20 protein-coding genes are annotated in these 24291 nt (G+C 69.9%); 16 read left to right on the forward strand and 4 right to left on the reverse strand.

The window, feature by feature from the left end; genetic code table 11:
* Positions 1-37 precede the first annotated feature (37 nt).
* Positions 38-2803 carry a TonB-dependent receptor gene (locus tag DX914_RS19465; RefSeq protein WP_115861955.1) on the reverse strand — a complete coding sequence of 922 codons (2766 nt, stop codon included), beginning with the start codon at positions 2801-2803 and terminating at the stop codon, positions 38-40.
* Positions 2804-3137: 334 nt separating this feature from the next.
* Here DX914_RS19465 and DX914_RS19470 point away from each other — a divergent pair, with 334 nt between their 5' ends.
* Complete coding sequence (locus DX914_RS19470) at positions 3138-4754, forward strand: alpha-glucosidase family protein (protein ID WP_115862106.1); 1617 nt, start codon at positions 3138-3140, stop codon at positions 4752-4754.
* A 6-nt stretch (positions 4755-4760) separates the two neighbouring features.
* Here DX914_RS19470 and yihA read toward each other — a convergent pair whose 3' ends face one another.
* The gene (gene yihA / locus DX914_RS19475) at positions 4761-5366 is read right to left on the reverse strand and encodes a ribosome biogenesis GTP-binding protein YihA/YsxC (RefSeq protein ID WP_115861957.1); all 606 of its coding nucleotides are present in this window, start codon (positions 5364-5366) and stop codon (positions 4761-4763) included.
* Positions 5367-5519: 153 nt separating this feature from the next.
* Here yihA and DX914_RS19480 point away from each other — a divergent pair, with 153 nt between their 5' ends.
* The 4 genes from DX914_RS19480 to DX914_RS19495 all read left to right on the forward strand — a co-directional run bounded on the left by DX914_RS19480 (position 5520) and on the right by DX914_RS19495 (position 9050).
* Positions 5520-6383 carry a c-type cytochrome gene (locus DX914_RS19480; protein ID WP_115861959.1) on the forward strand — a complete coding sequence of 288 codons (864 nt, stop codon included), beginning with the start codon at positions 5520-5522 and terminating at the stop codon, positions 6381-6383.
* Between the two features lie 212 nt (positions 6384-6595).
* A complete protein-coding gene (locus tag DX914_RS19485) occupies positions 6596-7273 on the forward strand; it encodes a thiol:disulfide interchange protein DsbA/DsbL (protein WP_115861961.1) in 678 nt (225 codons plus the stop codon).
* A 133-nt stretch (positions 7274-7406) separates the two neighbouring features.
* Positions 7407-8264: a thiol:disulfide interchange protein DsbA/DsbL gene (locus DX914_RS19490; RefSeq protein WP_115862107.1), complete on the forward strand. Its 858-nt coding sequence runs from the start codon at positions 7407-7409 to the stop codon at positions 8262-8264.
* A gap of 48 nt (positions 8265-8312) precedes the next feature.
* Complete coding sequence (locus tag DX914_RS19495; RefSeq protein WP_196778979.1) at positions 8313-9050, forward strand: endonuclease/exonuclease/phosphatase family protein; 738 nt, start codon at positions 8313-8315, stop codon at positions 9048-9050.
* A gap of 24 nt (positions 9051-9074) precedes the next feature.
* Here the strand turns inward: DX914_RS19495 and DX914_RS19500 are convergent, their stop codons facing one another.
* Positions 9075-10094 (reverse strand): sugar kinase, encoded by a 1020-nt coding sequence (locus DX914_RS19500; protein WP_115861965.1) that lies wholly within the window; start codon positions 10092-10094, stop codon positions 9075-9077.
* Positions 10095-10285: 191 nt separating this feature from the next.
* On the opposite strand from DX914_RS19500, the gene DX914_RS19505 reads away from it, so the two are divergent.
* Genes DX914_RS19505 through DX914_RS19515 form a run of 3 tightly spaced genes read left to right on the forward strand, consistent with a single transcriptional unit; the run spans position 10286 to position 14998 of the window.
* The gene (locus DX914_RS19505) at positions 10286-13090 is read left to right on the forward strand and encodes a TonB-dependent receptor (RefSeq protein WP_115861967.1); all 2805 of its coding nucleotides are present in this window, start codon (positions 10286-10288) and stop codon (positions 13088-13090) included.
* A gap of 22 nt (positions 13091-13112) precedes the next feature.
* Positions 13113-14249 carry a pectinesterase family protein gene (locus tag DX914_RS19510; RefSeq protein WP_115861969.1) on the forward strand — a complete coding sequence of 379 codons (1137 nt, stop codon included), beginning with the start codon at positions 13113-13115 and terminating at the stop codon, positions 14247-14249.
* A complete protein-coding gene (locus DX914_RS19515) occupies positions 14246-14998 on the forward strand; it encodes a rhamnogalacturonan acetylesterase (RefSeq protein ID WP_115861971.1) in 753 nt (250 codons plus the stop codon). Before DX914_RS19510 ends, DX914_RS19515 begins: the two co-directional genes overlap by 4 nt.
* Before the next feature lie 7 nt (positions 14999-15005).
* Here the strand turns inward: DX914_RS19515 and DX914_RS19520 are convergent, their stop codons facing one another.
* The gene (locus tag DX914_RS19520; RefSeq protein WP_147300741.1) at positions 15006-16331 is read right to left on the reverse strand and encodes a pectate lyase family protein; all 1326 of its coding nucleotides are present in this window, start codon (positions 16329-16331) and stop codon (positions 15006-15008) included.
* Positions 16332-16500: 169 nt separating this feature from the next.
* On the opposite strand from DX914_RS19520, the gene DX914_RS19525 reads away from it, so the two are divergent.
* The 8 genes from DX914_RS19525 (at position 16501) to DX914_RS20650 (ending at position 23616) form a co-directional block, all read left to right on the forward strand.
* Entirely contained in the window at positions 16501-17325 is an 825-nt protein-coding gene (locus DX914_RS19525) for a 2-keto-4-pentenoate hydratase (protein ID WP_115861975.1), read from the forward strand.
* A complete protein-coding gene (locus tag DX914_RS19530) occupies positions 17322-18314 on the forward strand; it encodes a TRAP transporter substrate-binding protein (RefSeq protein WP_115861977.1) in 993 nt (330 codons plus the stop codon). Before DX914_RS19525 ends, DX914_RS19530 begins: the two co-directional genes overlap by 4 nt.
* 9 nt (positions 18315-18323) lie before the next feature.
* On the forward strand, positions 18324-18878 hold the full coding sequence (locus DX914_RS19535) for a TRAP transporter small permease (protein ID WP_115861979.1): 555 nt from the start codon (positions 18324-18326) through the stop codon (positions 18876-18878).
* Positions 18878-20158: a TRAP transporter large permease gene (locus DX914_RS19540; RefSeq protein WP_115861981.1), complete on the forward strand. Its 1281-nt coding sequence runs from the start codon at positions 18878-18880 to the stop codon at positions 20156-20158. Before DX914_RS19535 ends, DX914_RS19540 begins: the two co-directional genes overlap by 1 nt.
* 169 nt (positions 20159-20327) lie before the next feature.
* The gene (locus tag DX914_RS19545; RefSeq protein ID WP_115862109.1) at positions 20328-21350 is read left to right on the forward strand and encodes a LacI family DNA-binding transcriptional regulator; all 1023 of its coding nucleotides are present in this window, start codon (positions 20328-20330) and stop codon (positions 21348-21350) included.
* A gap of 173 nt (positions 21351-21523) precedes the next feature.
* Positions 21524-22369 (forward strand): 5-dehydro-4-deoxy-D-glucuronate isomerase, encoded by an 846-nt coding sequence (gene kduI / locus DX914_RS19550; RefSeq protein WP_115861983.1) that lies wholly within the window; start codon positions 21524-21526, stop codon positions 22367-22369.
* A gap of 10 nt (positions 22370-22379) precedes the next feature.
* Positions 22380-23138, forward strand: a complete 759-nt coding sequence (gene kduD / locus DX914_RS19555; protein ID WP_115861985.1) for a 2-dehydro-3-deoxy-D-gluconate 5-dehydrogenase KduD — start codon at positions 22380-22382, stop codon at positions 23136-23138.
* A 37-nt stretch (positions 23139-23175) separates the two neighbouring features.
* Positions 23176-23616, forward strand: a complete 441-nt coding sequence (locus DX914_RS20650; protein ID WP_331250659.1) for a cupin domain-containing protein — start codon at positions 23176-23178, stop codon at positions 23614-23616.
* Positions 23617-24291: the final 675 nt, after the last annotated feature.

Consider the following 24291-nt stretch of genomic DNA (forward strand, 5'->3'; position numbering starts at 1 on the left):
GCGCCTGGCGGAACGGCGGCACCGCGGCCGGCGGCGGTCAGAACTTGGCGGAGAAGCGCACGCCGTACATCCGCGGCGTATTGAGATAGCGGATGTTGACCGAGTTGTTGATGAAGCCCTTGCCCGAATAGACCTCGTCGGTGAGGTTGGAGACGAAGCCGTCCACGCGGAAACGCTCGTCCTCACCGAAGTTCAAGCCTGCCGACAGGTTGAGCACGGTGTAGCCGTCGACCTTGTCGTTCATGGCCAGGCCGTTGGCGGCCGGCCCGGCACCGGCCGGATTGGAGCCGTTATTGAAGGCCATCTGCGACAGCGGGATCTCGATCACGTTGCCGTTGGCATCCAGGCCGAAACCGCGGCTGTTGTAGGCGGTGAGGTAGTAGTCCGAACGGTAGGCCAGGCTCAGGGTCCAGTCGAACGAAGTCACCGGGCCCCAGTCCACACCCAGGTTCTGCGACAGATTCAGATTGACGTTGTATTTGGAGGTGTTGGGCAGGCGGTTGCCGTCCAGCGGCACCACCAGGCTGGAGCGCGTGTCCAGCACATCCGAATCCTTGAACTCGGTGTCCAGGTAGGTGAAGTTGTAGCCCAGGCTGAAGCCGTGGTTGAAGCCGAAGCGCCCTTCCAGCTCCAGGCCCAGCACGCTGGCGTTGGCGGCGTTGTCGTTGAGCACCTGGCGGGTGACCGCGTTCGGGTTGTCCGGCGTGGGCGCCGGCACGTCGATCATGTTCTGCAGCACCTTGTCCTGGTAGTCGTAATAGAACAGGGCCGCGTTCAAGCGCACCGGCATCTCGCCCCAGGTCAGATCGCTCTTGTAGCCGATCTCGTAGGAGGTCAGCTGCTCGGGCTTGAACTGCACCGACAGCACGCGGCCGTCGGCCAGGGTCATGGGCCGGTTGAGGCCGCCGGAGCGGGTGCCGGTGGAAACCGTGGCGTACAGCATCTGGCTGTCGCTGAGGTCGTACTCGGCGCCCACGCGCCAGTCCACGTAGTCGTCCTCGTAGGTGCTGACGTTGGTCGCGCCGGGGCCGTAGTCCGAGCGCATGATGACCTGGATCTGGTCGCGGTAACGGTTGAGGAACTCGTCCCAGTTGTCCTGGTAGCCCAGGCTCTGGAAGCCGTTGAGGAAGTAGTCGATGCCCTGGTTGCAGCCGGCGGTCGCGGCCGGGGTCCAGTCGTTGTTGGTGCACACCGTGGGCACCGGCATGCGCGCGCCCGGATCGCGCAGGCGGAAGCCCGGCGACAGGATCGTCAGGCCGGTGGCCCAGGGGTTGGTGGAGGTGTTGGGCGCGGTGCCGAAGAACTGCTGGAACAGCGCGTCGGGCACCACGAACTGGTACTTGACGTGGCGCTCGCGCGCGACCTTCTTGTCGTCGGTGTAGCGTATGCCGGCGAGCAGGCGCAGGTCGTCGTTGACCGAGAAAGTGAAGTCGCCGTAGACCGCGTTGGAGCGCACCTTGGAGCCGTCGCCGCGGTTCTCGCCGCCCAGTCCGTCCTGCCAGCCGCAGGTGGTGCCGGGCGCGAACCATTCGCAGTCGCCCCAGTAGCCGTTGCCCACGTCCCAGGACACGTAGTCGTACTTCTCTTCGTAGTTGAACACGCCCGCCGACCAGATCAGGCGGCCGGTGTCGCCGTAGAAGCGCAGCTCGTTGATCGTGGTGCTGGACTTGTCGGCCTGCATGAAGGTGTCGTACCACTGCAGGCGTTCGGGGTTGTGGTAGGCCTCGACCTCGCTGCCGGGGTACACCGGGCCCAGCTGCCATTCGCGCGAGGCGTTGCGGTTGTAGAAGTCGTACTTGCGGTAGGCGCTGTTGAACTCCACCGCGAAGGCGTCGCTGAAGCGGTAGGTGAAGGTGCCGGAGAGGCCTTCGATGTCGTTGGTGGTCTCGCCCTGGGTGCGGAAGTACTGGCGGAACGGGTCGTCCAGGTCGTCCACGTCGATGCCGCGCGCCTGCGCGCGCTCGGTGAACATGCCCGGATCGCCGGTGCCTTCTTCCTTGACCTTGTCGGCCATGATGAAGGCGCTGAACCGATCGTTGGGCTGCCACAGCAGGCTCAGCCGCGCGGCCGAGTTGTCGATCGCGCCCGGGCCTTCCAGGTCGAAGGGGTAGCCGTTGCTGATGTAGGAGTCGCGCGACTCGTCGAACAGCGCCACGCGCGCGGCGAAGGTCTCGCCCAGCGGCAGGTTGAGCACGCCTTCGTAGGTGCGGAAGTCGTAGTTGCCCGCGCCGATCTTGAGGTTGCCGTCGAAGGTGCCCAGTTCGGGGCGCTTGGAGATCACATTGATCGAGCCGGCCGCGGCGTTGCGGCCGCGCACCGTGCCCTGCGGGCCCTTGTGCACCTCCACCCGCTCCACGTCGAAGAACATCGGGCCGATGGAGCGCGGGCGCGGCAGGTAGATGCCGTTGTAATAGGTGGCCACGGCCGGGTCGGAGGAGAAGTCCGAGTCCGAGGCGCCGATGCCGCGCAGGTACATCTCGTACTTGCCTTCCTGCTTGGTGATCTGCAGCGCCGGCACCACGTTCTGCAGGTTGCGGATGTCGGCGTTGATCGCCAGCTTGTCCAGTTCGTCGCCGGTGAAGGCCTGGATCGAGCCGGAGTATTTCTGGATCGACTGTTCGCGCCGGTTGCCGGTGACGGTGACCGCATCGAGCTCGTGCGCCTGCGCGGGCTCGGCTTGGGCGGGCGCGGGTTCGGCCGGCGCGGCTTGCGCCCAGACGGCATAAGGCGCGCACAGGCCCAGCGAGGCCAGCGCGACGGTCAGCAGGTTGGGCTTCAACGAAGCCGACTTCAATTTCGACATGCCCCCTCCCAGAAGCAGTGTGCGTGTGCGGCTGCGCGTGTCCGGCGCCGCTGCGTAGGTCCGGCGCGGGGCCGGAGCGTGCGGCCAATCTTAGGCAGGCCAACCGGCTTGCAGCGCACCTTGCATACGTATTCATAGGCTTGCATCGCCGCGATCGCGCCTTCGCGCGAATCGCTGCATCGCAGCATCGCGCTGAATACGTATGCAGGCGCGCGCAGCCGTCGCCGCGCCCGGTAAGCTCGCCACACTCCGCGGCCGCAGCGCGCGCCGCACGCAACCGTTCGAGGTGGTTTTGAACCAGCAGGCCCCAGCGCAAACCGCCGCCGTGGATGCGATCGACGCTGCCGAATGGTGGCGCGGCGCGGTGATCTATCAGATCTATCCGCGCAGCTTCCGCGACGCCAGCGGCGACGGCGTGGGCGACCTGCGCGGCATCATCGAACGCCTGGACTACGTGGCCGGCCTGGGCGTGGACGCGATCTGGATCTCGCCGTTCTTCAAATCGCCCATGGCCGACTTCGGCTACGACATCGCCGACTACCGCGACGTCGATCCGCTGTTCGGCACGCTGGCCGATTTCGACGCGCTGCTGGCCAAGGCCCACGGCCTGGGCTTGAAGGTGATGATCGACCAGGTGCTCAGCCACACCTCGGCCGAGCACGCCTGGTTCAAGGAGAGCCGCGCCAGCCGCGACAACGCCAAGGCCGACTGGTACGTGTGGGCCGATGCGCGCGAGGACGGCACGCCGCCCAACAACTGGCTGTCGCTGTTCGGCGGCGTGGCCTGGAAGTGGGAGCCGCGGCGCGGGCAGTACTACCTGCACAACTTCCTGGCCTCGCAGCCCGACCTGAATTTCCACCATCCGCAGGTGCGCGCGGCGGTGCTGGACAACGTGCGCTTCTGGCTGGACCGCGGCGTGGACGGCCTGCGCCTGGACGCGATCAACTTCTGCTTCCACGACGCGCGCCTGCGCGACAACCCGCCCAAGCCCAAGGAACGGCGCGTGGGCCGCGGCTTCAGCCCCGACAACCCTTACGCCTTCCAGTACCACCACTACAACAATACCCAGCCGGAGAATCTGGCCTTCCTGGCCGAACTGCGCGCGCTGCTGGACCGCTACCCGGGCGCGGTGGCGCTGGGCGAGATCTCGTCCGAGGACTCGCTGGCGACCATGGACGAATACACCCGCGCCGGCCGACTGCACATGGGCTACAGCTTTGAGCTGCTGACCCACGAGCACGGCGCGGATTTCCTGCGCGCCACCGTACAGACGCTGGAAGCGCAGATGCGCGAAGGCTGGCCGTGCTGGGCGATCTCCAACCACGACGTGGAACGTGTGGTCACGCGCTGGGGGCGCGGCGACGAGCCGCCGCATTACGCCACCCAGCTCAGCGCGCTGGCCTGTTCGCTGCGCGGCTCGGTGTGCGTGTACCAGGGCGAGGAGCTGGGCCTGCCGGAAGCGCAGCTGCCGTTCGAGGCGCTGCGCGATCCCTATGGCATCGCGTTCTGGCCCAGCTTCAAGGGCCGCGACGGCTGCCGCACGCCGCTGCCCTGGGACGGCAGCGCCGGCGCGGGCTTCAGCGAAGCCGCCCCCTGGTTGCCGATCCCCGAGGCGCACCGCGCGCTGTCGGTGGCCGCGCAGGAGGCCGACCCCACCTCGCCGCTGCACGGCTTCCGACGCTTCCTGGCTTGGCGGCGCCAGCAGCCGGCCTTGCTGCGCGGCGCGATCGCGTTCCGCGACATCGCCGCGCCGTTGCTGGCCTTCACCCGCTGCCTGGACGACGAGCAACTGCTGCTGGTGTTCAACCTGTCGCCGCAGCCGCAGACCGCCGACCTATCCGCCGACGAAGGCTGGCAGACGCTTTCAGGTCATGGCCTGGCCGCGGGCGAGTGGGACGGCGCACGGCTCGCGCTGCCCGCGCACGGCGCCTTCGTCGCCCGGCGCGGCTGAGCGCGCTTACAGCTGCAGCCAGCCGCCGACCACCGCGCGCGCTTCGTCCACGCCCTGCTTGGACTCGCCGGAGAAGGTCTGCACGCTGACGGTGTCGCCGTAGGCGGAGAACAGCTCCTTGCGCACCGCCAGCAGCGCCTGCGACTGCTGGCCGCGGCCGAGCTTGTCGGCCTTGGTCAGCAACGCGTGCGCGGGCAGGCCGCGGCTGACCGCGTAACCCAGCATCTGCCGGTCGTAGTCCTTGAGCGGATGGCGGATGTCCATCACCACCACCAGCCCGCGCAGGGCCTGGCGGGTCTGGAAATAGCCGTCGATGAAGGCCTGCCAGTGCGCCTGCAGGTCCTGCGGCACCTTGGCGTAGCCGTAGCCGGGCAGGTCGACCAGGTAGCGGTCGGTGCTGGGCGGAATGTCGAAGTACACCAGCTGCTGGGTGCGGCCCGGGGTCTTGGACACGCGCGCCAGGGCGTTCTGCTGGCACAGGGCGTTGAGGGCGCTGGACTTGCCGGCATTGGAGCGGCCGGCGAAGGCCACCTCGAAGCCGCCGTCGGGCGGCAGCTGGCGCGGGGTATGGGCCGCCAGCAGGTAGCGGGCGCGGGCTAGGGGATTGTGCATGGGCGCTAGGATCGCATGCCGGGCCCGCCGGCAGCGGCCCGCGCCGGGCCGAACGCCCGGCCCGCGTTGACCGGCCCAGGCCCCGCGACGATAATTCCGAGGTTCCGGCGCCCGCATGCGGACGCCTTCTTATGCGTTTCGGAGCCCAGCTACATGAGCCAAGCCCGCGTCCTAGGCACTGTCGGCCTCGCCGTCCTGGCGGTCGTCGCCGTCGCTTACGCCCAGCCGACGATCACGCCGATTCCCGACAAGGAGCCGGTCCAGGCCGCGCCGCTGGTCGAAAAGCCGGCCAGCTGGGGCGACGTCAAGGCCGGCGCCACCAAGGCCGGCACCTGCGCCGCCTGCCATGGCCTGGACGGCAATCCGACCGATCCGCAGTACCCGCGCCTCGCCGGCCAGAGCGAGCGCTACATCGCCCACCAGATCGCGCTGTTCAAGAGCGGCGAGCGCAACACCGGCATGGCCGCGGCCATGAAGCCCTACGCCGACGCGCTGACCGCGCAGGACGCGCGCGACCTGGGCGCCTACTTCGCCACCCAGAAGTCGGGCGCCGGCGTGGCCGACGACACCGTGATCGCGACTGGCCCGAACAAGGACAAGAAGTTCTTCGAAGTCGGCCAGCAGCTGTTCCTGTCCGGCGACAAGGCGCGCGGCATCCCGGCCTGCATGGCCTGCCACGGCCCCACCGGCGCCGGCAACCCGGGCCCGGCTTACCCGCACATCGCCGGCCAGCAGGCCGTGTACTCGCAGCGCCGCCTGGAGGAGTACCGCGCCGGCACCACCACCCAGCGCGACCCGCACCTGTTCAACGTGATGGCGGCGGTGGCCAAGAACCTCAGCGACGAGGAAATCGGCGCGCTGGCCAGCTACCTGCAGGGCCTGCACGACCGCGCCGACGACGCCGACGTGGCCAGCGCTCCGGCCGCGGCGCCCGCCGCCCCGGCGGCCGCTCCGGCTCCGGCCGCGCCTGCCGCGGCTCCCGCCGCCGCGCCGGCCAAGCCCGCGACCGACGCCTGAGTCCCAAGCCTCAGTCGCAAGCGAAACGCCGGCCCCGAGCCGGCGTTTTCGTTTCCGGCCCCGCCCTGGGGCCGCTTAAAGGGAACTTCGGTATCGCGCGCCCGGTCACATCTGCGGCTACGGGGGATAGCCGCGGGCCGGTATGCTTGGCGCCGCGCCGCCGTCGGCGCCTGCCCCCGTCCCTCCGACCCGCTCCGCCGCGAGACCTTGCGATGACCCCACGCTTCCGTGCGCTCCGACCGATTCCGACCCTGGCCGCGCTGGCGCTGGTCGCGCTGCTGCCGCTGGCCGCCATGGCCGCCAAGGCGCCGCCGCCGCCGCAAGCCGGCGTGGACTACGTCGAGATCGAGGGCGGCCAGCCCTACGCGCCGGTGCGCGGCAAGATCGAAGTGGTCGAGGCCTTCGGCTACACCTGCCCGCACTGCGCGCACGCCCAGCCAGCGGTGGACGCGTGGAAGGCCAAGCAGGGCAAGGACGTGAACTTCGTGCCCGTGGCCGCGCCGTTCGGCGGTTACTGGAACCCCTACGCCCAGGCCTACTACACCGCCCAGTCCATGGGGCTGGTCGCCAAGACCCACAACGCGGTGTTCAACGCCGTGCACGAAGAGCGCAGCCTGCCGATCAACAACGCCTCGCCCGAGGAGATCGCCGGTTTCTACGCGCGCTACGGCGCCGACGCGGCCAAGTTCGCCGCCACCATGCGCAGCCCGGCCATCCAGGCGCAGATGGACCGCGCCCGCGACTTCCTGATCCGCAGCGGCGTGGACGCCACGCCGATGTTCGTGGTCGCCGGCAAGTACCGCGTGACCGGCCACAGCCTGGAAGACATCCTGCGCACCACCGATGCCCTGGTCGCGCGCGAGCGCGCCCAGGCCAAGGGCCGGCGCTGAGGCGCCCGCACGCCTACACTCCGCGTTCAGCGCATCGGCGGCTATGCTGGCCGCCCGCGCCCATTCCGGCGCCGCGGCGGCCCCGCCGTCCGCGCGCCTCACCCGATCCGATCCGTTTGTGGAGACCCGATCCATGATTTCGCGCCTGGCCCCGTCCTACCGCCACACCTTCCTGTTCGCGGCCGTATTCGCGCTGGCCGCCTGCTCGCAGCAGCAGGACGCCGCCACGCCGGCCGCCGACAGCGCCACCCCGGCAGCCAGCAGCGACGTCGCCGCGCCCGCCGCCACCACCGAGGCCCCGGCCGAAGCCGCGCCGATCGCCCCGGCCGCCGTCGCCACCCCGCCCAGCGGCCCCGAGCCCGTCGCCGGCACCGACTACGTCGAGATCCCGGGCGGCACGCCGTACGCGCCGGGCACCGGCAAGATCGAAGTGGTCGAAGTGTTCGGCTACACCTGCCCGCACTGCGCCGAGTTCGAGCCGCTGATCACCTCCTGGCGCGGCAAGCAGACCGCCGACGTGAACTTCGTTCCGGTGGCCGCGCCGTTCGGCGGTTACTGGGTGCCCTACGCCAAGGCCTTCTACACCGCCGAGTCCATGGGCCTGGCCGCCAAGAGCCACGACGCCATGTTCCGCGCCGTGCACCTGGAGCGCAGCCTGCCGGTCAACGGCGTCAAGCCGGTCGACTTCGCCGAGTTCTACGCCAAGTTCGGCGGCAACAAGCAGCAGTTCGAAAGCACCTACGCCAGCTTCGCCATCGACGCCAAGCTCAAGCGCGCCGAGACCTTCATCAGCCGCAGCGGCGTGGAGTCCACCCCGAACATCGTGGTCGACGGCAAGTACCGCGTGATCGGCAAGAACTTCGAAGACATGCTGCGCATCACCGACCACCTGATCGCACGCGAGCGCGCCGCGCGCGGCGGCGCCGCTCCGGCGGCCGAGCCGGCTCCGGCTCCGGGCGCGGCCCCGGGCGCTCCGGCCGCGGCGCAGTAAGTTCGATACGGAAGGACCCGGCCCGGCATGAATCCGCGGCGACTGCGCCTGCTCAGCGCCAACATCCAGGCCGGGTCCAGCACGCGCCGTTACAGCGACTACGCCACGCGCAGCTGGTCGCACGTGCTGCCCGCGGGCAACAAACGCGGCAGCCTGGACGCGATCGCGCAACTGGCCGGCGAACACGACATCGTCGGCCTCAACGAAAGCGACCCGGGCAGCCTGCGCTCGGGCTTCACCAACCAGACCCACTACCTGGCCCAGGCCGGCGGCTTCGACTACTGGAGCCACCAGCCCAACCGCCGCGTGGCCAACGTCGCCTCCAGCGCCAACGGCCTGCTCAGCCGGCTGGAACCGCGCGAGGTCATCGACCACCCGCTGCCCGGCCGCGTGCGCGGTCGCGGCGTGCTCATGGCCCGCTTCGGCGACGGCGACGATGCCCTGACCGTGGCCGTGGCCCACTTGTCCCTGGGCGCGGGCTCGCGCGCCTCGCAGCTGGCCTTCATCGCCGAACTGCTGCACGACCACCCGCACGCGGTACTCATGGGCGACTTCAACTGCCCCATCGACCGGCCCGAGATGAGCACGCTGTTCCAGCGCACCCGCCTGCAGCCGCCTTCGTTCAACGTCCCCACCTTCCCCAGCTGGCGCCCGCAGCGCGCCATCGACCACATCCTGATCGGCGACGGCCTCAGCGGCTTCAATGCGCGCGCGGTGCCGGCGGCGCAGTCGGATCATCTGGCGCTGTCGCTGGAGCTGGATGTGCCGGATCACGCGCTGCGTTGAGGCTCGGCGGAAACCGCGGCCCCCTCAGCGCCGCACGTGATAACCCTCCTGGGCGACGAAGGCTTCGATCTCCGTCGCATCGACCAAGTTGAAATCGCCCGGCACCGAGTGCTTGAGGCAGGCGGCGGCCCAGCCGTAGCGCAGGCTCGCGGCGTCGTCGCAGCCGTCGAGCAGGCCGTGCAGGACGCCGGCGGCGAAGGCGTCGCCGGCGCCGATGCGGTCGACGATGGCGCTGAGTTCGCACACCGGGGTTTCGAGCACGCTGCCTTCGCGCCGGCGCAGCAGCGCCGATAGCGACTGGCGGTCGACGCTATGTTGCAGGCGCACGGTGCTGGCCAGCCGCTGCAGGCGCGGGAACGCGGCGAAGGCGGCATCGGCGGCGGCGGCGTAGCGCTCGGCCGCGCTCGCGCCTTCGGCCTGCACGCCCAGCACCACCGCGATGTCGCGATGGTCGGCGAAGATCAGCTCGGCTTCGGACATGAGTTCGCGCAGGATCGCCGCGGCGTCGCCGTCCCAGGCCTGCCACAGTTTGCTGCGGTAGTTGCCGTCGAAGCTCACGCGCACACCCGCCGCGCGCGCGGCGCGTGCGGCGGCGATGGCGGCCCCGGCCGCGGCCGCGCCCAGTGCCGGGGTTACGCCGGACAGGTGCAGCCAGGCCGCGCCTTCCAGTAGGGCCGGCCAGTCGTAGGCTTGCGCGCCGGCGCGGGCGAAGGCCGAGTCGGCGCGGTCGTAGAGCACGGTGCTGGGCCGGTGGCCGGCGCCGGCCTCCAGGAAATACAGCCCCATGCGGCCGGGCGCGGGCTGCACGCCGGCGGTGTCGACGCCGTGGCGGCGCAGTTCGGCGGTGGCCGCCGCGCCCAGGGCGTTGTCGGCGACCCGGCCGACCAGGACCGCGCGGTGGCCGTGGCGGGCCAGCGCCACGGCCACGTTGGCCTCGGCGCCGCCGACCTGGACCTGCAGGGCCGGCGACTGCAGCAGGCGCTCGTGCCCAGGCGCGGCCAGGCGCAGCAGCAGTTCGCCGTAACACACGATGCGTTGAGTCATTACACGCTCCCCCAGCCATGGCCGCCGGCGACTCCCGCCGCCCGTTGCGCACCGCAGCATGATGTTGGTCCGGGCTTTTGTTAGGGTTTTGGCCAGCGGTGTCATTTTGCCGTCCTGGACACCATAGCAAGCGCTACGAGCTAGTCAACAAGCGCTCTACAGCCGTCGGACCACTTTGGGAGGGGATCCTGATGCAATCGCAACGCGCGGCAAAAAAGACACCGGTTACCGTTCTCGCTGGCGCCATCGCCCTGGCGCTGCAGATCGCGCCGGTGGCGGGCCATGCGCAACAAGCCGCGCCGGCGCCCGCCGCGCCACAGGACGCCAGCGCTGACGCCGACGCGCAGGCCAAGGACCTGGAGACGGTCACCGTCACCGGTTTCCGCGGCAGCCTGGAACGCGCGCTGGACATCAAGCGCAGCGAAACCGGCGTGGTCGACGCGATCGTGGCCGAGGACATCGCCGACTTCCCCGACCTCAACCTGGCCGAATCCCTGCAGCGCATTCCGGGCGTGTCGATCGCGCGCGATGCCGGCGAGGGCCGGCAGATCTCGGTGCGCGGCCTGGGCCCGGACTTCACCCGCGTGCGCATCAACGGCATGGAGGCGCTGACCACCACCGGCGGCACCGACAGCTCCGGCGGCGCCAACCGCGGCCGCGGCTTCGACTTCAACGTGTTCGCCTCGGAGCTGTTCAACAGTCTGAAGGTGCGCAAGACCGCGTCGGCCGATGTCGAGGAGGGCTCGCTGGGCGCCACCGTCGATTTGCAGACCGCGCGCCCGTTCGACTACGACGGCTTCACCTTCGTCGCTGGCGGCCAGCTGGGCTACAACGATCTGTCCGGCGACACCGACCCGCGCGCGTCGGCGCTGATCAGCAATACCTGGGCCGACGGCCGCTTCGGGGCGCTGCTGTCGGTGGCCTACACCGACCGCCGCCTGGTCGAGGAAGGGCACAGCACCGTGCGCTGGGACAACGGGCCCAGCAGCGGCGGCTTCAGCGCCAGCTCGCCGTTCGCGGCCGCGCGCGGCGCCGGCGTGTTCCACCCGCGCATTCCGCGTTACGGCGTGATGGAGCACGACCAGCAACGCCTGGGCGTGACCGCGGCACTGCAGTGGAAAGTCAGCGACCGCACCGACGTGGGCCTGGACCTGCTGTACGCCAAGTTCGACGCCACCCGCAGCGAGAATTTCATCGAGGCGGTGTCCTTCAGCCGCACCGGTACCGGCAAGCCGCAGACCGTGGTGCTGGACGGCGAAGTGGACGCGAACGGCAACCTGGTCTACGGCCGCTTCAACAACGTGGACGTGCGCTCGGAAGCGCGCTACGACGAGCTGACCACCAAGTTCACCCAGTTCAGCCTGTACGGCGACCACGAACTCACCGAAGACTTCACTCTGCACGTCCAGGCCGGGCGGGCCAAGTCGGAATTCGAGAATCCGATCCAGACCACCATCACCCTGGATCGGCAGAACGTGCAGGGCTACAGCTACGACTACCGCGGCAACGACCGCCTGCCGGTGATCGACAACGGTTTCGACGTTACCGATCCCAGCCAGTGGACCTTCGTCAACGGCGTGTCGGAAATCCGCCTGCGCCCGCAGTTCGCCACCAACACCTACGACACCGCGCAGCTGGACTTCGCCTGGCGCCTGGCCGACGGCTTCAAGCTCAAGGGCGGCGCGCAGTTCAAGGAATACAGCTTCAAAAGCCGCGAGTTCCGCCGCGCCTCCGAACTGGCGGTGCCGGGGCTGCCGGCCGGCACCACCCTGGCCGACCTGACTACGCGCATCGGCCTGGAGAACACGCGCGTGGGCGGCGGCAACGACTCGGTCTGGCTGATTCCCGATATCGACGCGTTCAACCGCGTGTTCGGCCTGTACGGCAACACCGGCACCTTCGCCGTCAGCGACAAGGTCGCCGCGGTGCTGGGCAACAACCGCAGCGTGACCGAGCGCGACCACGGCTTCTACCTGCAGGCCGATTTCAGCACCGAGCTGGGCTCGATTCCGATCAACGGCAACATCGGCGTGCGCCAGGTCGACACCCAGCAGACCTCCACCGGCTATGCCATCGTCGCCGGCACGCCGGTGCAGACCACGGTGCAGCGCACCTACGACGACACCCTGCCCTCGCTGAACCTGGTGGCCGACCTGACACCGGATTTCCTGGTGCGCTTCGGCGCGGCCAAGGTGATGTCGCGCCCGGGCCTGGGCAACCTCACCCCGGGCGTCACCGTCAACGTCAGCGGCGGCGCGCGCACGGTCAACGGCGGCAACCCGCTGCTGGAGCCGTTCCGCGCCAAGACCTACGACCTGAGCCTGGAGTGGTACTTCGCCGACGAGGCGCTGCTGGGCCTGGGCCTGTTCTACAAGGACATCGACACCTTCGTGCAGACCTCGCGCGAGACGCGGCCGTACAACACCTCCGGCCTGCCCGACAGCCTGCTGGCCGGCACCGGCGCGCAGCCCACCGACGATTTCCAGTTCAACATTCCGGTCAACACGCCAGGCGGCTCGCTGCAGGGCTTCGAGCTGAGCTACCAGCAGCCCTTCACTTTCCTGCCCGAGGGTTTCTGGCAGGACTTCGGCGTGCAGCTCAACTACACCTACGTGGATTCCAAAATCCAGTACGTGACCTCCACCGGCGCGGCTTCGCTGAAGACCGATCTGGTCGGCCTTTCCAAGAACGCCTACAACGCCACGCTCTACTACGAAGGCGAGCGCTTCGGCGCGCGCGTGTCGGCCTCGTACCGCGACGACTACCTGACCACGGTGCCGGGCCGCAACAACAACGACGTCGAGGGCACCAAGGCCACCACCACGATCGACATGTCGGCGTCGTGGAAGCTCAACGACCGCATCGAGCTGACCCTGGAAGGCCTGAACCTGACCGACGAATACAACGACCAGTGGGTGGATTCGATCGGCGATCGCGCTTCGGTCTACCACCACACCGGGCGCCAGTACTTCCTGGGCATCCGCTACAAGCTCTGAGCGCGACATCGGGGATCCGGCCATGATCGTGGATGCCGCGGGCCGGCGCCGCTTCCTGCAAGCCGCATGCGCGACCGGCGCCGCGGCCATGACGGCGCGCGCCGGCGCCGTGTTCGCCGGCGCGAATGAGGCGGCGTTCGACGCATGGGTGACTCGGGACGCCCGGGCGACATCCTCGGCCCCGGTATTCGCCAGCGTTCAAGCCGCGCTCGACGCCGCTCCGGCCGATGGGCGGCGACCGTATCGCATCCGCATCGGCCGTGGCCGGTGGCGCGAGAAGCTGGTCATCGACAAGCCCAACATCCAGCTGATCGGCGAAGACCGCAGCGGCAGCGTGCTCAGCTACGACGCGGCCGCCGGCCAGTTGCGGCCGGATGGCGAACCCTGGGGCACCTGGGGCTGCGCCAGCCTGATCGTGCGCGCGGCGGATTTTCGCGCCGAACGACTGACGATCGAGAACGCATTCGACTACCTGGGTCACTTGGCTTCCCCGAAGCTGGAGACCACCGGGCCCAACGGCGCGCAAGCGGTGGCCTTGATGCTCGACGCCGGCGCCGAGCGCAGCTTGCTGCAGCAGGTCGATCTGCTCGGGCATCAGGACACGTTGTTCGCCGATGCCGGCCGCAGCCTGTTCCGGCGCTGCCGCATCGCCGGCAGCGTGGATTTCGTGTTCGGCGGCGGCAACGCCTGGTTCGAGGAGTGCGAGTTGCATTCGCGCTACCGTCCCGGCAAGCCGCGCCAGGGCTATGTGGCGGTGCCGTGCACGCCCAGCGCGCAGGCGTACGGCTTGAGCTTCCTGCGTTGCCGGCTGACGCGCGATGCGCAGGTCGCCGACGGCAGCGTGGCGTTGGGCCGGGCCTGGCGCCCAGGGCGCCGTTTCGCCGACGGCCAGTACGGCGACCCCGACGCACTGGGCGTGGCGGTCTTCCTGTCGTGCTGGATGGACGCGCACATCGATCGCAACGGCTGGGACGCGATGGGCTATACGGCGCGCGACGGCAGCCGCAGGCAATTGCAGCCGGACGCGGCACGGCTGTACGAGCACGACAGTCGCGGCCCCGGCGCGGCGCGCACTCCGCAGCGGCGCCAACTGGACCGTGCCGCAGCGGCGCGCCACCGCCGCGATCTGGCGCTGGCCGGTTGGGATCCCATGTCATGAAGCGAACCGTCGCAGGCCTGTGGCTGCTGTGGCTGCTGGCGCTGGCATCCAACGCGACCGCAGCGCCGCCGATCACGCTGCACCTGGCCGGCGACTCGACCATGGCCGCCAAACGCCCGGAGAAGCGGCCGGAAACCGGCTGGGGCGAGTACCTGGAGGCTCACTTCCGCAAAGGCGCGGTGCGCGTGGACAACCGAGCCATGAACGGCCGCAGCACCCGCAGCTTCATCGCCGAGGGCCGCTGGCAGGCGCTGCTGAATACGGTGCGCGCGGGCGACTACGTGCTGATCCAGTTCGGCCACAACGACCAGTCGCAGGACAAGCCCGACCGATACACGCCGCCGGAGGATTACCAACGCAACCTGGCGCGTTTCGTCGCCGACGTGCGCGCCCGCGGCGCCACGCCCATGCTGCTGACGCCGGTGGCGCGTCGGCGCTTCGATGCGCAGGGGCGGGTGCTCGACAACCATGGCGAGTACCCGGACCGCATGCGCGCGCTGGCCGCGCGCGAGCGGATCGCCCTAATCGATCTGGAACGCCGCACCCAGGCGATCCTGCAGGAGGCCGGCATGGACGAATCGCGGCGGCTGTTCCTGCAACTCGCGCCGGGGCAGCACCCCAACTATCCGCAAGGCATCGAGGACAACACCCACTACTCGCCGCTGGGTGCGCAACGCACGGCGCAGGAGTTCGCCGCCGCGCTGCGCGCCTCGGCACTGCCGCTGGCGGCGAAGCTACGCGAGCGGTGAGCGCGCACTACTTCAACGGCGCGCGCCGCGGCAGCGGCTTCAGCGGCTCCATCGTCGCCAAGTCCCAGTCCCCGGGCACGAAGATCTGACGCGTAGGCTCAGGGCGCGGGTATCCGCCGACCTCGTTCTCGCTGTCGATGATGCGGCCGCGGCCCTCGATGGTGTCGGCCAGGATGCGCCGGTCCACGTCGTCGCGGTCCCAGGGCCGCGCGCCCGCGTTGGCGATCACCGCGTCCTGCACTTGCGCCGAGGGCAGCAGGCTCACGCCGAACGGCAGCGGCGGCGGTTGCCGCATCCGTTCCGACTTCAGCGGCGCGGTGGTGTAGCGGCCCTGCTGCGGCAGCGGCCGGCCCAGCCGGTCCACGGCCAGGTTGTCTTCCAGGAACAGTTCGACATCGCCGGAACCGCCGATCATGAACAAGGCCAGCTCCTGGGTGGACGGCCCGGCGCGCATCACGTTGCCGCGCGCGACCATCTGCCCCGTGGAATAGGGGTGGCCCAGCCATTCCTCGGCGATCAGGTTGTAATGCAGCGCGCGCTGGCCGGGGTCGTAGATCAGGTTGTTGAGGACCTGGCCGCGCGCGCCGCCCTTGAACAGCGGATTGCGTTCGTAATTGTGCGCATACAGGTTGCCCACGATCAGTACGTCGTTGACGTGGTCGTGGATCAGCGAGCCCTTGGAATGCTCGCCCTTGGCGTGGGTGGCGTTGGCCAGGCCCTCGGCGATCAGGTTGTTGCTGAAGGTGATGCGGCGCGAGGCGTTGGCCATCCACTCGCGCTCGCTCTCGCCCAGGAAGCGCGTGCTCGATGCCGACAGGTTTTCGTCGGTGGCCCAGGTCAGCGAGCAATGGTCCACGATCACGTCGCGCGCGCCGCGCACGGTGGTGATGGCGTCGAAGTCCAGGCCGGCCATCTTGGCCGCACCGGCCTCGCCCGGTCGCACGCGGATATGGCGGATCACCACGTCGTGCGCGGCCACCACCAGGCCGCCGCGGATGAAGCTGATGCCCGGCTGCGGCGCGGTCTGGCCGGCGATGGTCAGGTAGGGCTCGGTGATGCGCAGTTCGCGGCGCTGCAGGTCGATCACGCCGCCGACCTCGAACACCACGATGCGCGGCCCCCGCGTGGCGATCGCTTCGGCGAACGAACCCGGCCCGTCGACCGCCAGCGTGGTCACGCGCAAGATGCGGCCGCCGCGGCCGCCGGGCGTGTGCGCGGCCCAACCCTGCGCGCCCGGGAACGCCAATGCCGGCGCTGCGGCGGGCGTCTGCGCGCCGGGTGTTTCGACGGCCGGCGCCTGCGCCGCCGCCAGACACAGTCCAGCACCCAGCACGAGCGCGCGCTGCGCCCGGTTGCAGATACGGCGAAACGCGCCGCCCCCACCCCTGATTCCGCTCATCGGCTCCTCCCTCCGGCGCCCGAGTCTAGTCCCGGATTGTCAATGACACCGGTTTCCTATACAACAGCCACGACCAGCCACGCGCCAGGGGACCCGATCCGGCATGGATACAGCGAGCAACCACGATGCGGCCGCCATCGCCCAGCGCCTGGTCGCGGCCCGTCGCGGCGCGCAGGCGCTGCCGGACTACCCCGGGCCGGAGCCGCGCACGCTCGATGAAGGCTATGCGGTGCAGGACCGGGCGATCACGCTGTGGCGGCGGCCCATCGCCGGCTGGAAGGTCGGCCGCATCCCGCCGGCCTGGGAGAGCCGGCTGGGCGAGGAGCGCCTGGTCGGACCCATCTTCGCCGACGCGGTGCAGCACGCTACCGGTGGACAAATCGGCCGCTTCGAGGTGATCGAGGGCGGCTTCGCCGCGGTCGAGGCCGAATTCGTGTTCCGCCTGCGCGCCGACGCGCCGATCGGACGCACGGCGTACAGCGCCGACGAGGCGGCCGCCCTGGTCGACGCGCTGCTGGTCGGCATCGAGCTGGCCGGCAGTCCGCTGCCGCAGATCAACGTGCTGGGGCCGTCGGTGGTGGTGTCGGACTTCGGCAACAACGCCGGCCTGATCGTGGGTCCGGAAATCGCGGACTGGCGCGCGCTGGACGAGGCGGCGCTGACCTGCCAGACCGAGATCGACGGCGCCCTGGTCGGCCGCGGCGGCGCGGGCACCATCGCCGGCGGGCTGCTGTCCGCGCTGGCCTTCGCCCTGTCGCGCTGCGCGCGCCGCGGCTACCCGCTCAAGGCCGGCATGCTGGTGACCACCGGCGCGGCCACCGGCATCCACGACATACTGGCCGGACAAGGTTCGACGATTTCGTTCGGGCGTTGGGGCCAGCTGCATTGCCAAGCGGTGCGCGCGCAGCCCCAAGGGGAGCAGGCATGAACCCGCGTCGCCGGCTGTTGCGCGGACTGGGCGCGGCCTGCGCGCTGGCGGCGGCGCCCGGCGCCTTGCGCGCCGGCGCGGGCGGCCGCGTGCTGACCGCCACCGATGTGCACGTCAAGGACTACCCCACCGTGGCCGCGGTGGAATGGCTGGGCCGCGAGATCGAGCGCGGCAGCGACGGTCGCCTGCGCCTGCGCCTGTACCACTCCGGGCAGTTGGGCCGCGAAGCCGAAGCCATCGACATGGCACGCTTCGGCGCCATCGACATCACCCGCGTCTACAGCGGCGCGCTCAACAACGCCTTTCCGCTGACCCAGGCGCTGTCGCTGCCTTACGTGTTCGATTCGGTCGCGCACCTGCGCCGCGCGCTGGACGGCGCGGTCGGCGCCACGGTGCTGCGCGACTTCGCCCGCCGCGACCTGGTCGGGCTGGCTATCTACGATTGCGGAGCGCGCTGCTTCTACAACGTGCGCCGGCCGATCCGCACGCCGGCCGACATGCACGGCCTGAAGTTCCGCGTGCCGGCCTCGGACATCTTCATGCGCATGATCCGCCTGCTCGGCGGCAACCCCACGCCGCTGGCCTACGGCGAGGTGTTCTCGGCGCTGCAGACCCACCTGATCGACGGCGCCGAGAACAACCTGCGCAGCTACCACTCCAGCCGCCAGTTCGAAGCGGCGCGTTACTGGTCGCAGACCCAACACTCCTACGCGCCCGACGTGCTGCTGATGTCGCGACGCAGCTTCGACTCCCTGCGCGCGGACGACCGCGAACTGCTGCTGGACGCGGCGCGGCGCTCGGTGACGGTGATGCGCCGCCTGTGGGACCAGTCCGAAGCCGACGCGCGCGCGGCGGTGCTGGCCGCCGGCGTGCAGAGCAACGACTGCGACCTGGCCGCGTTCCGCGCCGCGGTGCAGCCGCTGCTGGACGACTACCACCGCGACCCGGCGATCGAATCGCTGTACCGCGGCATCCGCTCCCTGGCCTGAGGACCGCGCATGGCCCACGCCGACGCACACGACGACCATCCCGCCGCGCTCGCCCACGAAAGCGCCGGCGCGGCGCCGCCAGGCGCCCTGGACCGCCTGGCCGCCGCCGCCATCGCCGTGGCAGGCGCAGCTTTGCTCGGCATGGTCGCGGTGCAGGCGCTGCAGGTGTTCGCGCGCTACGTGCTCAACGACTCGCCGGGCTGGACCGAGCCGGTGGCGCTGCTGCTGCTCAACACCGCGATGAGCTTCGGCGCGGCCGCGGGCGTGCACCGCGGCAGCCACTTCGGCTTCTTCATCCTGGTCCACCGCGCCGCGCCGCGGCTGCGGCGCTGGCTGCAGGCCTTTTCCAACGCGGTCATCGCCAGCATCGGCGCGGCGCTGGCGTTGTGGGGCGGCGAACTGTTGCTCGACGGCCTGGACGTGCCCATGGCCGGCGCGCCGCTGCCGCAGAGCGCGACCTTCGCGCCCATGGCCGTCGGCGGCGCACTGATGGCCGTGTTCGCCTTGCAACGCCTGTTCGCGGCCCTGGCCGCGCCGGCGCCCGCCCCCCAACGGAGCGAATGATGGAAGTCGCGATCCTGTTCGGCGTGTTCGCCGTGCTGCTGGTGGTGGGCGTGCCGGTGGCCTATGCGCTGTCATCGGCCGCACTGGCCACCCTGGTCTACATCGGCCTGCCGCCGATCGTGGTGGTGCAGCAGACCGCCGCGGGCGCGGGCTCGGCGTCGCTGATCGCGATTCCGTTGTTCATCTTCGCCGGCGAAATCATGATGCGCGGCGGCATCTCCGAACGGCTGATCGGGCTGGCGTCGGCGCTGGTGGGCCACCTGCGCGGCGGCCTGGGCCAGGTCAGCGTGGTGTCTTCGCTGTTCTTCGGCGGCGTGTCCGGCTCGGCCATCGCCGACGTGTCGGCGATCGGCGGAGCGATGATTCCGCAGATGGTGCGGCGCGGCTTCGACCGCGACTTCGCCGTCAACGTGACCATGACCGCGGCCATGGTGGCGCTGCTGGTGCCGCCGTCGCACAACCTGATCCTGTATTCGGCCTCGGCCGGCGGCAGCATTTCCATCGCCGACCTGTTCGCCGCGGGCATCGTGCCGGCGCTGCTGATGACGCTCACGCTGATGGTCACGTGCTGGGTGATCGCGCGCCGGCGCGGCTACGCCACCGAGCCGTTCCCCGGTTTCGGCATCGTGCTGCGCCGCCTGATCGCCGCGCTGCCCGGGCTGGCGCTGGTGGCGTTGATCTTCGTCGGCATCCGCGCCGGTATCTTCACCGCGGTGGAAAGCGCGGCCATCGCCGTGGTCTACGCCTTGCTCGTCACCGTCCTGGTCTACCGCAGCCTGCGCTGGCGCGACTTCCTGGAGACCGTGGCCGGCGCGGCGCGCACCACCGGCACGATCCTGTTCGTGATCGCCTCGGCGGCCTCCTTCGGCTGGCTGCTGGCCTATCTGCAGGTGCCGGCGGCCGCGGTGGACGGCCTGACCTCGCTGACCACCGACAAAAACCTGCTGCTGTTGCTGATGATCCTGATCCTGCTGGTGCTGGGCACCTTCATGGATCTGGCGCCGATGATCATCATCTGCACGCCGATCTTCCTGCCGCTGGCCAAGGCCATCGGCGTGGACCCGGTGCACTTCGGCGTGATCCTGATCCTCAAGGGCGGCATCAGCCTGATCTCGCCGCCGCTGGGCTCGGTGCTGTTCGTGGGCACGGCCATCGGCAAGATCGGTATAGGCGAAACCCTGCGCACGATCTGGCCGTTCTGGCTGGCCTCGCTGGCGGTGCTGCTGGTGGTGACCTTCGTGCCGCAGCTGTCGCTGTGGCTGCCGTCGCTGCTGAAGTAGCCGCGGCCGGCGCCGGACGGATGTCCGGCGGCCCGGATGTCCACCGGGGACATGCACGGCTAGGATATGCCTATCCCGCCACCGGCCCCCGCCGCCCGCCATGACCGACTCCCCCTCCAGCGGCACCCGCCGCGCCCCGCGCCCGGCCAAGGCCGGCGACCCGGCGCGCATGCCCGCGCCGGGCAAGGCCACCATCAACGACATCGCGCGCCTGGCGGCGGTGTCGAAGAAGACCGTGTCGCGGGTGATCAACAACTCTCCGCTGGTGCGGCCGGACACGCGCGAGAAGATCCAGACGCTGATGAAGCAGCTGGGCTACGCGCCCGATCCGCAGGCGCGCGGCCTGGCGTTCCGGCGCTCGTTCCTGATCGGCCTGGTCTACGACAACCCAACCGCGCAGTACATCGTCAACATGCAGTACGGCGCGCTGGACGCGTTGCGCGACTCGGGCTACGAGCTGGTCGTGCACCCCTGCGACAGCAACCGCGACGACTACATCGACGGCATCCGCCGCTTCGCCCTGCAGCAGAAACTGCACGGCGTGATCCTGATCCCGCGCGTGTCCGAGGACGATCAGCTGGCGCGGGCGTTGCGCGAGATCGACGTGCGCTACGTACGCATCGCCTCGATCCCGCTGGACGATCCGGCGCATATGCTGCACACGCAGGAGCGCCAGGCCGGCGTGGAAGCGGCCAACTACCTGCAGTCGCTGGGCCACCGCCAGCTGGGCCTGATCACCGGCCCGCACCGTTACCGTTCCTCGATCGAACGCGGCGGCGGCTTCGCCCACGGCCTGGCGCAACGCGGCATCGAGCTGACGCCGGACTACGTGTTCGAGGGCGGCTACACCTTCGAATCCGGCGTGGCCGGCGCCGAGTATCTGCTGGCCAAGTCGCCGCGCCCCACCGCGATCTTCGCCTGCAACGACGAGATGGCCGCCGGCGTATACAAGGCGGCCATGCGCCGCGGCCTGAGCATTCCCGGCGACCTGTCGGTGGTGGGTTACGACGACAGTCCGCTGGCGACCCAGTTGTGGCCGGCGCTGACCACGATCCACTCGCCGATCCGCGACCTCGGCCGCCAGGCCGCGCAGATGTTGCTGGCGCCCGAACACGCCCCGGCCCCGACCCAACCGCTGTCGGTGACCCCGCACCTGGTGGTGCGCGATTCCAGCCAACCGCCGCCGGTCTGATCCGGCCGCGCTAAATCCGGCTGCCGCGCGCGGCCCCCGCTTTCCGCCCGATGTCCCCGGTCCGTCCCGCACCGACGGCCCGTTCGGGCGTCTTTTTGACACCGGTTACCAAAACCCCGCTATGATCGCCGCATGCGCCGCTCAGGGCGGCCGCGCCACTCCCGGAGGCCCCGATGTTCCGCAAGACCTACCACGCCACCCATCCGGACATGATGGCCGGCGCCAGCAACGAGCAACTGCGCCAGCGCTACCTGATCGATGGCCTGTTCGCACCCGGCGAAATCCGTCTGAACTACTCGCACAACGAACGCTTCGTGATCGGCGGGGCCGCCCCCACCGACGCGCCGCTGGCGCTGCCCGCGCAGAGCGAACCGGCCTCGGCCGCGGGCCAGCCGTTCCTGCAGCGGCGCGAACTGGGCGTGGTCAACGTGGGTGCGGGCGCCGGCAGCGTGACCGTGGACGGCCAGCGCCATGCGCTGCAGCCCAAGGACGCCCTGTACGTGCCCATGGGCAGCGCCCAGGTCGAGTTCGCCTCCGACGATCCGGCCGCGCCGGCCAAGTTCTACCTGGCGTCCACCCCTGCGCATGCGCGCTTTGAGACCGTGCACATCTCGATCGAGCGCGCGGTGCCGCTGGAGCGCGGCGCGCTGGAGACCTCGAACGAACGCACGATCTACCAGTACATCGTGCCGGCCACCTGCCAGTCCTGCCAGCTGCTGCTGGGCCTGACCGTGCTCAAGCCCGGCAGCGTGTGGAACACCATGCCGCCGCACCTGCACGACCGCCGCTCCGAGGTCTACTTCTATTTCGACCTGGGCGACCAGAGCGTGATGCATTTCATGGGCGAGCCCAGCGACATGCGCCACCTGGTGATCGGCAACGACGAGGCGGTGGTGTCGCCGCCGTGGTCGATCCACATGGGCTCCGGCACGCGCAACTACTGCTTCATCTGGGCCATGGGCGGCGAGAACCTGGATTACACCGACATGCACCAACTCGATCTGTGCCAGCTCAAGTGAGGCCGCGCGCATGACCGCTTCGCCGTTCGATCTCAGCGGCCGCGTCGCGTTGGTGACCGGCGGCAACCGCGGACTGGGCCAGGGCCTGGCCCTGGCGCTGGCCGCGGCCGGCGCCGACATCGCCGTGGTCGCCACCGGCCCGGCGATCGACACGGGCCGGCACGTGCGCGCGCTGGGGCGCCGCTTCCACGCTATCGAGGCGAACCTGTCCACGCTGGCGCCCATCGCGCGCATCGTCGAGGAGACGGTGACGCAATTGGGTTCGGTGGACATCCTGATCAACAACGCCGGCCTGATCCGGCGCGCGGACGCGGTCGATTTCACCGAGGCCGATTGGGACGCGGTGGTCGACGTGAACCTCAAGAGCGCGTTCTTCCTGGCCCAGGCCGCCGGACGTCGCATGATCGCCGCCGGCAGCGGCAAGATCGTCAACGTGGCCTCGATGCTGTCGTTCCAGGGCGGTATCCGGGTGCCCTCGTACACCGCCAGCAAGTCCGGCCTGGCCGGCATCACCCGCCTGCTCGCCAACGAGTGGGCCGGCAAGGGCGTGAACGTCAACGCGATCGCGCCGGGCTACATGGCCACCGACAACACCGCCCAGCTGCGCGCCGACGAAAACCGCAACCGCGACATCCTGGCGCGTATTCCCGCCGGCCGCTGGGGCGAGCCCTCCGACCTGGCCGGCGCCGTGGTGTTTTTGTCCAGCGCGGCCTCGGACTATGTGCACGGCGCGATCCTGCCGGTGGATGGCGGCTGGCTGGCGCGTTGATCCCATCGAATTGATCCGCCGACTCAGGAGGTCGACGATGCGCAGCGGCCCGATGCTCCGCGTTCTACTCGCTGCCTGGGTCATCGGCGGGTTCGCTCACACCGCGCAGGCGCAATGCCGCCGCGACTCCTACGTGGAAACAGCCAGCGCCGTAGCGATCGCCCAGCCCGGTCCGCACGAAGGCCGCGGCACCACCACCGCCTACCCGTTCTTCGAGCACGCCGCCGGCTTCGACCTCGCCTTCCGCCAGCGCGCCCTGCACCGCGGTTCCAGCATCGGCGAGCACCGCAACGACAAGGACGAAATCTATTACGTGCTCAGCGGCCAGGGCCGACTGATGCTGGACGGCGCCTACCGCGACGTGACGGCAGGCGACGCCATCCTCACGCGCAAAGGCAGCACCCATGGCTTGCAGCAGCGCGGGCGCGAGGATCTGGTGATCCTGGTGGTATATCCCCGGCAGGCTAAGTCCTGTTGAGGTCGATGAGGTGGGTGGACGCGCGCCCCTCACTCCAACCCGCCCCCCGGCCCGCCCGCATAGGGGGCGGGCGTTCTGTACAGCGCGAGCCAATGGCTCGCAAGCGCTGCCCCTCACCGCGCGAGCGGGAGAGGGGCTAAAAGCAGACATCATCATCGCCGACTTCAATCGGCACCCCGGCCCGACCGCACAGCGGTCGGGCGTTCGGTGCGGCGCGAGCCAGTGGCTCGCAAGCGCCGCCCCTCACCCCGCTTGCGGGAGAGGGTTAGGGTGAGGGGGTGAGCGCAGCGAATGCTCTTGCTCCTCGCTCGGGCCCCGAACTCGCCATACCAATAGAAGACCCGGAGGGCGGCGCACAGGACGTGCGCCGTTTTCCGCTCGGGCAGGATGCCCGATCGGAAAATCCCCGCGCGCGCATCGATCTCGCAGGGGAGCTCTGGCGAAGCGTTTTTCTTGGGTTACTTTCTTTTGACGCTTATCAAAAGAAAGTGACCCGGCCGCTTGCGGACGGAAGCTGTTGCTGTTGCTTGAAGGCAAGAGCTAAAGAGCAAATCCCCCTCAATCCCCTTTGTCAAAGGGGGACGACAAGCAAAGGCGGAAGCAGGGGAGACGAGGTTGCGGCGTAGGTGCGGATTCGCGGTCGCAGCTTGCGCAGCTCCTACAGGGGACGCCGCA

The organism is Lysobacter silvisoli (assembly GCF_003382365.1).
Classification (GTDB): Bacteria; Pseudomonadota; Gammaproteobacteria; order Xanthomonadales; family Xanthomonadaceae; genus Lysobacter; species Lysobacter silvisoli.